This is a genomic window from Streptomyces sp. NPDC058880 (genome assembly GCF_042742535.1).
Classification (GTDB): domain Bacteria; phylum Actinomycetota; class Actinomycetes; order Streptomycetales; family Streptomycetaceae; genus Streptomyces.
Map to the genome: position 1 here is coordinate 37,401 of NZ_JBHYMC010000057.1, position 10,592 is coordinate 47,992.

Genomic DNA, 10,592 nt, shown 5'->3' on the forward strand with positions numbered 1-10,592 from the left:
GCGATGCCGAGACGAGGGGGAGCGGATGAGTGTGGCCATGACCGTCGTTATTGCGCCCGGCTCGGCCCCGGCGCTGGACCTGCGCGGTCCCCTCGACCAGGACGCCCTCGCGGCGGCCCTCGCCGCGCTGCCCTCGGGCACGTCCACCCTGCGCCGCCACACGGCGACGCACCACACCTTGCACCTGTCCCTGCAGCACTCCCCGGCCGGCACGGTGGCTGATCTGCTGACCACCCCCCCGGCCCGGGAGCCGCAGACCCCTGCGCGGCCGAAGGCGCCCCGGACCGCGCCGCAGAGCACGGCCTTGGAGGAAGCCGACGGGCAGAACGCAGCCGCCCCCTCCAACGGCCCGGCCGGGCCGGGCGTGCATCCCGCAGCCGCACTCCCCGCGAGTGCACGCCAGCGCGAGGTGCTCCTCGACGTCCTGACCGGCAGGCCCGGCGCAGGCCTGCACGTCGAGCAGCTGCACTGGCGCTGGTACGGGCCGCTGGACACTCGGCGGTTCCGCGCCGCCTGGGAGGCCGTCTTCGCGCAGGAGCCCGTGTTGCGGGCCGCGTTCACCGACAACGCCCGGAGTGACCGCTCCGGTACCGCCCCACGGGTCGTCGTGCACCGGCAGGCCTCACCGCAGCTCGTCCGGCACCACCACGGATCCGCCGACTGGCATTCCCTGCTGGTGAGCGAACGGCTGCGCGCCTTCGACCTGCACCGGCCCGGGCTCCTGCGCATCGCGCTCCTGGACGAACAGGCCGGGCCCGCCGCCTCGACCCGCATCGCCCTGACCTACCACCACGCCATGCTCGACGGCTGGAGCGTGCACCTGCTGCTGCGCGCTTTTTACCGCGCTTACCTGGCCGAAGGGCGTTCCACCGGCGGCGAGCGCCGCCCCGATCTGCGCGACCACCTGCGCTGGCTGGCCAGCCAGGACCTCGACCCGCCCCGCGCGTTCTGGTCCGCCGCCGCGCCCCCGGCCGGCTCCCGCACGCTGCCCGGCCCGACCGTGGCCGGGCTGCCCGCCGACGACCGGGCCCGCCGGGGCCACGGGCTCGCGCGCCAGAGGCTGACCCCGCACGAGGCGGCCCGGTTGCGTGATTGGGCCGCCGGGTTGGGAGCCACGGAGAGCACGGCGCTGCACGCGGCCTGGGCGCTGCTGCTGTACCGGGCCGGCGGATCGGACCCGGTGCCCGCGCCCGTCGCATTCGACATGGCCGTTTCCGGCCGCGGCATCGCCCTGAAGGGAGCCGCCGGCATTCCGGCCCCCCTGCGCAACGCGCTGCCCGTGCACGTCGACGTGGACCCGCAGGCCCCGGTGGAACGCCTGCTGGCCGACCTGCGCGACCGTTGCCTCGGTGTGGCCGCGTACGAATGGGTCTCGGCGGGCCAGGTCGACCGGTGGAGCGGACGGGCCGTCCCCGGCGGGCTCACGGACTCGCTCGTCGCCTTCGATGCGCCGCAGGGCCCGCCGCCGGACCCGGACGGCCCGGACCCGCTGTGGAGCGGACTCGGCGCCGAGGGCGTCCGGGTGGACCTCCCGCAGGCCGTGGGCCTGCACACGCCCCAGCCCATCGTCATCAGCGCGCACCACGAGGCCGAGGGCGCCCTGGTGCTGACGGCGGTCAACGACCGGAGCCGGATCGGGGACCGTGAGGCGGCCGAGGCGCTCGCCCGGACCGCGGGGCTGCTCCGCGAGTTCCCGGTGCTCGTCGACGCCGCGACCGGTGTCGGGCAGGTCCTGCAGACCCTGGCCGGCCTGCCGGCGCCCGCGCCGGTGGCGCCCGCCCCGGTTCTGCCCGGCGGTGGTCTGCGCACGCTGCGCGCAGCCGCGCGGACCGACGCCGGCACGATCCTGCTCGTACCGCCGCCGGCCGCGCCCGACGGCTGCTACGACGCCCTCGTACAGGCCTATCCGGGCCCGGAGGCGCTCACCACGGTGACCGCCCCGACAGATACAAGGACGTGCCTGGCCGCGGTGCGCCCCGCGCTCGCGGCCGGCGAACCGCTGCTCCTCGGCGGCTTCTCCGGTGGCGGGAGTGTCGCGTACGAGGTGGCACAGCGCATCGCCGCCCACGGCTGGCAGCCGCCGCTCGTGGCCATCGCCGGCACGGCGGACGGGAGTTCCGCCTCGGTGCGCGATCTCGCGCGCACTCTGACGGCCGCGGCCGGGCAGCCCGGCTGAAGGCGGGGGACCGGCCCCGCCGGGGGGCGGTGCCGGCTGTCTATCCGCGGTCCGTAGGCGGCGTGGCGGTGTTGTCCGGGGTGGTTGCGGGTTTGGTGTGGAGGATGTCGCGGGCCTGTTCCGCGGCGCGGGTGATGCTCTCGCTGACGAAGTCGAGGAAGCGGGCGATGTTTTCGAGGCGGGTGCCGGCGGGGGTGTCGGGGCCGAAGACGCCGACGCCCTGCCGTGCGGTCTCGACGAGCTGGGCGGTGGAGCGGGCGCTGGCCATCATCGACTGGTACCAGATGTCGTCGTCGACGACGTAGCGTTCGCGGCGGCGTTCGTCGCGTTCGCGGCGGACGAGGCCCTGGCTCTCCAGGAACGCGACCGCCTTGGAGATGGACGCCGGGCTGACCTGGAGGCGTTCGACGAGTTCGGACGCGGTGAGGCTGCCCGAGTCGCTGGTGCACAGGCAGGCCAGCACCCGGGACATCATCTTAGGCGTGCCCGAGGCCATGATGACGGTGGTGAACGTCTCCTCGTACTCGCGTACCGCTTCGGCGTCGCGTCCGTAGGCCTGCGGGGGCGCCTGCGCCCCACGGGGTGCGGTCTGCCTGCGGCGGTGGGCGCGGTGCTCGGTGGCCCGATGGGCGAGGTCGGCCCGGTAGTCGACCGGGCCGCCGTTGCGCATCACCTCACGCGTGATCGTCGACGTCGGGCGGTCCAGGGCCCTGGCGATCTCCGCATAGGCCAGGCCGTCGGCCAGCCCCAGCCCGATCTGCTGACGCTCCTGCTGGGTGAGTCTGCCTCCCGGCATCGCGGCCTCCTTCATGGTCTGTGGTCCCTCCACTATAGCGTTCATCAACAGGTCATTGCAATGAATGGCATGAGGGTGTTGCGTTAGGCCTGGGGTCATTGCAATGTTTTTCCAGCTTTGATCTGCATTTTTGCTGCTTTTGCGCAACGCACCTGTTGCGTGATGCTCGAATGCAACGTAGCGTTTGTGATGTCAGAAACAACGAGTCAAAGGAGAGCACGATGCAGACGTTCGCCACCCCCGCCCCGGTCTCGGTCGTCCTGGACGTCCCCGCGGGACACATCCGCTTCATCGCCGCCGACCGGGACGACACCAGGGTCGAGGTCCTGCCCGTGGACGCCTCGAAGAGTCGCGACGTGAAGGCCGCGGAACAGACCACGGTCGAATACGTCAAAGGCGTCCTGCGGATCGGGCGCTCACCGGCGAAGAACCGGCTCTTCGGCAGCTCCGGATTCGTCGAGGTGACCGTCCAGCTGCCCGCCGGCTCCCGCGTCGAGGCGAAGACGGCCAGCGCCGAACTCCGCGGCGTCGGACGGCTCGGCGACGTCACGTACGAGGGTGCGCACGGCTCGGTCAAGCTCGACGAGACCGCCGGCGCCCGCCTCACCCTCCAGGCCGGCGACATCTCGGTCGGCCGCCTCGGCGGCCCCGCCGAGATCAGCACCCAGAAGGGCGACATCCGCATCGCCGAAGCCATGCAGGGCACGGTCGTCCTGCGCGCCGAGGCCGGCGAGCTGTCGGTCGGCGCCGCCCGCGGAGTCTCCGCCTCCCTGGACGCCGGCACCGGCTACGGCCGGATCCACAACTCCCTCATGAACGCCGACGGCGTCGCCGCTCTGCAGATCCAGGCGACGACCTCCTACGGCAACATCACCGCCCGCAGCCTCTGAAGGAGCGCACCGCCATGTCCGTCACCCTTACCGACCAGGACAAGCTCACCCTGCGGACCGCCGCGTACGGCGCCGTCTCGCTGATGGCCGCCGCCGGCGCCGCCCCCGTCTCCCTGTCTCCCGCCGCGGGCCTGGTCGCAGACGTACTCGCCGAGCAGCCCCGGGATGCGCGTCCGGACGGCGCGTCCTTAGCCGGAACCGCCGACCACGTACTGCCGGCCCTGACGGCCGCCATGAGCCTGCTCCGGAAGGCGGCTCCGGCAGAGGCCGACACCTTTCGCAGCGCCGTCGTCGCCGCCGTCGAAGCAGCCGCCCGGACCCGCCCGGACGAGCCCGGCCCCGCCGTGGACGAGACGGTCCGCAAGATCGTCGCAGCCCTCGACGCCGCCGGGCAGGACCGCCCGGATCTGCAGCAGGCCATCCAGGACATGGTCGATGCCGGCTTCGTCGGCGTGCAGCTGCGCGTGCACGACCGGGGGGAGGAGTGGGTAGGCAGCGCCGGGGTGCGCAAGCTGGGCGACCTCGGGAAGCCGCCGACGAACGGGCAGTTCCGGATAGGCAGCAACACCAAGACCTTCACCGCGGCCCTGGTGCTGCGACTGGTGGTCGAGGGCACCCTCGCCCTGGACGCCCCGGTGGCCGACCACCTGACCGAGTTCGGGCTGGACCGGCAGATCACGGTCCGGATGCTGCTGCAGCACACCAGCGGAGTGTTCAACTTCACCGGCGAGTACTACGAGGACGGGACGGTCGTGCCGGGCATCCCCTGGCAAGGCCGGGAGTGGGTGGACAACCGGTTCAAGGACTACCGGCCGCAGGAGCTGGTGAAGCTGGCGCTGTCCAAGCCGGCGCGGTTCGCGCCGGGCACGGACTGGGGCTACTCCAACACCAACTACGTGCTGGCCAGGCTGCTGGTCGAGAAGGCAACCGGCCGCTCGGTCGCCGAGGAAATGCAGCGGCTGATCCTGAGGCCGCTCGGGCTGGCGGACACCGTGGTGCCGACCACCGAGCCGGACATCGCCGAACCGTACGCCCACGCCTACTACCGGTACGAGGAGGACGGCCGGCAGAAGACCGTCGACGTCACCCGCCAGAACCCCTCCTGGATCTCCAGCGGCGGCGACATGATCTCGACCACCCGGGACCTCCACACATTCATCTCCTCACTGCTGGGCGGCAGGCTCCTGCCGGCCCCCCTGCTGGCCGAGATGTGCACGCCGCATCCCAAGGCCGGATACGGACTGGGGGTGTTCGTGCAGGACATCGGTTCGGACGGCGTCACCGTCATCACCCACAACGGCAGCCTCTCCGGCAACGCGGCGCTGATGTACTCCACACCCGACGGCACCAAGACCCTGACCGCCTCGCTGACCTACGTGGACGACGCCGCGAGGTCCATGGCAGCGGCATTCCAGACGACGACGCAGAAGCTCCTCGAGGAGGTGTTCGACGGCGCGTAGGCCACGGGCCGACGGGGCAGGGGGCGTGGAAGTCGGCGCGGTCGGCGAGCGGGCCCACGCCACCGGCCCCGGTGGGGTACGCGGAGGCCGTCGCGGGGCGGCGAGCCGTTCGCGCCCCCCCCATCCAGGCCCCCCGATCCAGGCCCGCTCGACGAAGGGCCGGGCGGCGGTATCGACGGACTCGAACCCGCTGCCGAAGGCGCGGCCGGCGACCAGGACTCCACCGCGTGTTGAGCGGGCGTCTAGTGATCGTCACGAGGCTGGACACCCGTGCACCAAGACGGACCACCCCGCGGCCCCCGCACCAGGCCGAGCGTCCCGTGAGAAGGGAGGTGCCTCCACCATGGCCACCACCGAGCTCCATCCGGACCGGACCACTGCCGGGCGCGTCGCCGAGGAAACCGGTGCCTTGCGCCGGGCGGCCCATCTCGAAGCCCTCCTCGGCGACCCCTACGACCCGGCCAACCCGCACGGACTGGGGGAGCTGTTCGCCGCCGACGGCCGCCGCGAACCCCCCGCCGCGACTGAGCAGCTGCTCACCGACACCGGGCTCGCAGCCGAATTCGTCCCCGCCGAGTACGGCGGCCGGCTCACCCGGGCCGACCTCCTGGCCAAGGTGCTGCGTCCCGTCTTCCGACGCGATGTCGCCCTCGGCTTCGGCTTCGGCATCACCTCGCTGTTCGCCGCCTCGGCCGTTTGGGCCGCCGGCACCCCTGCGCAGCGCAGGTCCACCGCCGACCTGATGCTCGGAGGCGGCCGCGCCTCGATCGTCCACCACGAAGTGGCACACGCGAACGCGATCCTGCGCGACGAGTTCACCGCCAGGCCCCGCCCGGGCGGCGGCTTCGCCCTCAGCGGACGCAAGGACGTCATCATCAACGCCGCCCGCTCCCGGGCGTACGTCGTCTACGCGCGCACCGACCCGGCCCGCTCCCCGTACAGCCACTCCGTGCTGCTCGTGGACCCGGCGGAACTCACCGACGGCGCCACCCACCTGCCCCGGGCGGCGACCAACGGCATGCGCGGCGGCCTGTTCTCCGGACTCCGGTTCACTGACTGCGCCATCCCCGGCGATGCGCTGGTCGGCCGGCCCGGCGAAGGCGTGGCCCTCGCCCTGCGGACGTTCCAGGTCAACCGCTGCCTCATCGCCTCGACGGCCGTCTCCGCCGTCGACACGGTCCTGCACTCGGCCGTACGTGCCGCCACCGACGGCCGGAGCCGCCCCATGGCCCGCCGCTGGCACAAGCCGCTCGCTGGCGTCTTCGCGGACCTGCTCGCCTGCGACAGCATGGCCACCGTCTCGCTGCGCGCCCTGAGCCTGCTGCCCGACCGCACCCACGTACTGGCCGCCGCCGTCAAGTACGTGGTCCCCGACCTGCTGCGGGAAAACCTTGAGGAGCTCGCCACCGTGCTCGGCTCCCGCAGCCACCAGCGCGGCGCCCCCGAATACGGCGCCCTCGACAAGCTCGTCCGCGACCTGCCCGTCGCCGGTCTGGGGCACGCGGGCACCGCCGCCTGCCAGGCGGTGATCGTCCCCCAGCTGCGCACCCTCGCCGATCGCGCGTGGTTCCGCGAGGAGGAGCCCCTGCCCGAGCTGTTCCGCACCGGGGCAGCCTTGCCCGCCCTCGACTACCGCCTGCTCGGCATTGCCGACGGCGGCGACTTCCTCGCGGCGTCGCTCGTCGAATCCGCGGCGCGGCTGGCCGAGGTCCGCGGAGTCGGAGGCCAGCTGGCGGCACTCGCCGACCTCGCCGAGGCCTTCGTCACCGAACTGCGTGCCCTGCGTGAACGCTGCCGGGCCATCCCGGCGTTCGGCACCGCCGCCTCCCTGTCCGACCCCGCCCTGTGCGTGCTCAGCGACCGCTACGCCCTGGTCCTCGCGGCCGCCGCGGTCCTGGGCGTCTGGGAGGGCCAGGACGGCGGAGATCCCTTCCTCGCCGCTCCCGCCTGGGCGGTGCTCGCCCTCTCCCGGATCGGCGGCCGGCTCGGGGTCCCCGTTCCCGAGCTGCCCAACGGCTGCCTTGAGCAGGTGCTCGAAGAGCTGGTCCGCCGCTACCGCACGAGCCTCAGCTTCGACCTCGACGCAACGGAACTCGCCCAGTGACCCGGCCGCCCCACACCGGAACGGCAGCACCGGAACACCGACAGCAGGGGAAGGACGGCCCGATGACGGACGACACACAGCGCATCAGCACGCCGGTCCACGTCACCGGGCCGGACGGTCCCTGGGAGGACGTGCGGCAGGCCATGGCCCTGCGCGGCAACGCGTCGGTGTTCACGACCTGGGGCGAATGGCTCCCGGCGGCACTCGCCGAACCGGCGCTGCGCCCGCTGCTCGGCCGGGACTGGCTGCGCTACCGGCAGGCCACCGACCCGACGATCCGCTACCGCTTCGTCGCCTCCCGGCTCGCGGTCAAGTACACGGCGGCGGCCGCCCTCGGCATAGCCCCCGCCGACCTCGACCTCGCGTACAAGATCGGCGGCCGGCCGTACCTGCGCGGCTTCGACCAGATCGACGTCAGCCTGACGCACACGGACGAACTGATCGCCGTCGGCATCAGCCGCAACGGCCGGATCGGCATCGACACCGAACCCACGGGCCGCAGGCTCTCCTTCCACCTGCTCCAGGACCAGGTGTGCACCGCGGCGGAAAAGGCGGAGCTCGCAGCGCTTCCCGAGGCGGAGCAGCCTGCCGCGATGCTGCGGCTGTGGACCTTGAAGGAGGCCTATACCAAGGCGCTCGGCCAGGGACTGCGGCTGGGGTTCGGCGAGTTCGGCTTCGCCACCGGCGGTGCGGGGGACACGGGCCTGCTCGCTCCCGACGGCACCCCGACGGCCCACGGGGAATGGGCCTTCGGTACCTACCCGGTACTGGGCCGCTACCTTCTCAGCGTCGCCTGCCACGACGCCGGACTCGACACGTCACGGGACACCGCCGTCGCCACCATGCTCGACGAAGGTTTCCTGGCGCTGGTCTCGGGCCTGCTCGACCCCGTCTGATGCCGCCCCCGCACGTCCGATGCTCCAGGCGGTTCCAAGCGTGTACGGGGAGAGTCGGTGTCGCGGCCGGCACTGGTATCCCCCGCCGGGAGCAAGCCGCCTCTCTCGCCCCGCTGCCCGACGTCCGCCGTCGGGCAGCGGGGCGCAGGCGTGTCCGGGTGCGGCCGACGCGCGGCGGCGGCAACCGCCGACCGCCTCCGGGCCGCTTGAGGCGTAATTGACGGATGTTCGATCCGGGCCTCAAAAACTGTCCGTACCGAGTTCGGATTCCCTGGACTGCCCGGGATCCCCACAACGTCCCCCACCACCCTGAGGGCACGGACGGAAGCGGAGGCCGAGATCATGACAGTCGAGCTGATGGACACCGCCGAACGCACGCTCCAGAGCCGGCAGTTCGCCGCCCTGTACGCGGAGGCGCAGGAGTTCTACACGCACCAGATGCAGGTCCTGGACGCGCACGACACCGAGCGTCTGGCGGCCGCCTTCACCGAGGACGCGGTCTTCGAACTGCCTTCCCGGCCGGAGCCGGCGTGTGCCCGCGCCGGGCTCGCCCGCTACGTGCGCGCCGGCGCGGCCCGGCAACGGCGGGCCGGCAGCCGTCTCGACCACTGGGTCGGCATGCTCGACGTACAGCCCCAGGCGGACGGGTCGCTGCACACCCGCTGCTCGGCCCTGGTGTACGGCACGCCGAGCGGAGGCGGTTCCAAGGTCCTGTACGTGTGCGTCATGGAGGACGTCCTGGTCCGCAGCCGCGGCACCTGGCGCATCGCGCACCGCCGGGTGATCCGCGACGACCTGGCCTGACCCCGCCCCGGAGCTCAGGGCAGGCCGGTGAAGGCGGCCAAGACGTCGTCGAGTTCGTACGAGTGCACGGTGAGCGACTCGGAGGCGATCCCCGCCGCGTCGAGGATCGCGAGCACGGCCCGCAGGGTCTCGACGGCGGCGTCGCCGGGGATCTGGAGGGTGAGCGCCGCGGGGTCGCTCCGTGCGTCGCCGAGGCCGGGGCCCGATCCGGCGGCGAAGGCGGCGTCGGCACGTTCGAGCGCGACGGCATCCGCGAACCGCAGGCGGACGAGACCGCGGGGCGCCGGCCAGGACCCGGGATCGCCTGACCCGGCGTCGCCTGACCCGCGATCGTCGGCCGGTCGGCCCGGCTCGGGCTCCTGGTACGCCGGCAGGACGCGCAGGCCAGAGGGGGGCGGGACCACCGTGAGCCCGGGCGCACCCCAGGGTGCGTCGGAGGAGGGCTCGCGGCCGCTCCCGTGCCAGGTGGGGCGGTCGTCCTCGTCCGGCGCGTCGGCTTCGGCCAGGGCGCTCGGCAGGACGAGCCGGGCCTCGGGCGAGGGGGAGGCGGCCAGGCGGGCGAGCCCGCGGGCCTCGTACCCGTCCGGTCCGGCTGCGACGGCCGGCTCGTGGCCGAGGGCCGCCGGCTGCGGTGTGGGGTCCGCCGCCCGCATTGGGCGGTTTGCCGCAGCGGATGACGGGACGGCGCGGAGGCGGCCGTCGGCCGAGGGAGGAGCCCAGGTTGTGTGCGTCACGGGTACTGCCCTCGCCTTCGATCGAGTGTCGTCGTTCGGGATGCCGGTGACCGGTGGAAACGTGCTTGAGTTCGGCACTAAAACACTTGGCTGTGATGCGGGTTCTTGGGAAGGTGAATGCCTGTCGGCTTGGGCTGTGCTCGTGCCGCAATCATCGCGCGCGGACGCGGGCCAACGGAAGCCGATTCCCGCCAACCCGCCTGAAATGGCGTGTCTCTGCCACGTGAGTGTGTCCCGCTGTCGAGATACGTCCTGTCAACAGGACAATGGGTTCCCGATATCACGGCAATGGACCCCGCAGACCCCACGGGATTTCCGAAAGGTGTCATGGTCGGGCCTGGCGCTATCGCCAACTCCATCCCAGTGATGGATGACGGTTCACTCTCCGCTCGAAAGTGAATCGGGGACGGCTTGAATCGGAGTGGACTGATGAGCAGCAACCCGTTCGACGACGCCGGCGACCGGTTCTACGTCCTGGTGAACGACGAGCAGCAGCACTCGCTGTGGCCCTCGTTCACTGGGGTTCCCGCCGGCGGGCGCATCGTGTTCGGTGAGGAGAGCCGTGAGAACTGCCTCGTGTACGTCGAGGAGCGCTGGACCGACCTGCGGCCGAAGAGCCTGCGGGACGTGATGGACGCCGGCACGGACGTCGCCGACGCCGCGTGAGGTGACCGGGCGAAGCCCGGAACGGCCATGGGGTGGGCCCCGGTGCTGCAGTCGCAGCACCCTGTC

At 72.6% G+C, this 10,592-nt stretch carries 9 protein-coding genes; 7 read left to right on the forward strand and 2 right to left on the reverse strand.

Translation table 11 applies throughout. The features are described from left to right. Positions 1-37: 37 nt before the first annotated feature. Positions 38-2,176: a condensation domain-containing protein gene (locus ACFW2G_RS26135; protein WP_384584414.1), complete on the forward strand. Its 2,139-nt coding sequence runs from the start codon at positions 38-40 to the stop codon at positions 2,174-2,176. Positions 2,177-2,216: 40 nt separating this feature from the next. Here ACFW2G_RS26135 and ACFW2G_RS26140 read toward each other — a convergent pair whose 3' ends face one another. Beyond that, the gene (locus ACFW2G_RS26140; RefSeq protein ID WP_384584411.1) at positions 2,217-2,972 is read right to left on the reverse strand and encodes a helix-turn-helix domain-containing protein; all 756 of its coding nucleotides are present in this window, start codon (positions 2,970-2,972) and stop codon (positions 2,217-2,219) included. A 221-nt stretch (positions 2,973-3,193) separates the two neighbouring features. On the opposite strand from ACFW2G_RS26140, the gene ACFW2G_RS26145 reads away from it, so the two are divergent. The 5 genes from ACFW2G_RS26145 to ACFW2G_RS26165 all read left to right on the forward strand — a co-directional run bounded on the left by ACFW2G_RS26145 (position 3,194) and on the right by ACFW2G_RS26165 (position 9,126). Beyond that, complete coding sequence (locus ACFW2G_RS26145) at positions 3,194-3,862, forward strand: DUF4097 family beta strand repeat-containing protein (RefSeq protein WP_384584408.1); 669 nt, start codon at positions 3,194-3,196, stop codon at positions 3,860-3,862. 14 nt (positions 3,863-3,876) lie between these two features. After that, a complete protein-coding gene (locus ACFW2G_RS26150) occupies positions 3,877-5,322 on the forward strand; it encodes a serine hydrolase domain-containing protein (RefSeq protein ID WP_384584405.1) in 1,446 nt (481 codons plus the stop codon). A gap of 343 nt (positions 5,323-5,665) precedes the next feature. After that, positions 5,666-7,426, forward strand: coding sequence for an acyl-CoA dehydrogenase (locus tag ACFW2G_RS26155; RefSeq protein ID WP_384584402.1), 1,761 nt, complete (start codon positions 5,666-5,668; stop codon positions 7,424-7,426). A 62-nt stretch (positions 7,427-7,488) separates the two neighbouring features. After that, the gene (locus tag ACFW2G_RS26160; RefSeq protein WP_384584399.1) at positions 7,489-8,322 is read left to right on the forward strand and encodes a 4'-phosphopantetheinyl transferase family protein; all 834 of its coding nucleotides are present in this window, start codon (positions 7,489-7,491) and stop codon (positions 8,320-8,322) included. Between the two features lie 342 nt (positions 8,323-8,664). Beyond that, positions 8,665-9,126, forward strand: a complete 462-nt coding sequence (locus ACFW2G_RS26165; protein WP_384584396.1) for a nuclear transport factor 2 family protein — start codon at positions 8,665-8,667, stop codon at positions 9,124-9,126. Positions 9,127-9,140: 14 nt separating this feature from the next. Here the strand turns inward: ACFW2G_RS26165 and ACFW2G_RS26170 are convergent, their stop codons facing one another. After that, on the reverse strand, positions 9,141-9,779 hold the full coding sequence (locus tag ACFW2G_RS26170; RefSeq protein ID WP_384584394.1) for a hypothetical protein: 639 nt from the start codon (positions 9,777-9,779) through the stop codon (positions 9,141-9,143). Between the two features lie 510 nt (positions 9,780-10,289). Here ACFW2G_RS26170 and ACFW2G_RS26175 point away from each other — a divergent pair. Beyond that, positions 10,290-10,526, forward strand: a complete 237-nt coding sequence (locus tag ACFW2G_RS26175; protein ID WP_384584391.1) for an MbtH family protein — start codon at positions 10,290-10,292, stop codon at positions 10,524-10,526. The last annotated feature ends 66 nt before the right edge of the window (positions 10,527-10,592 follow it).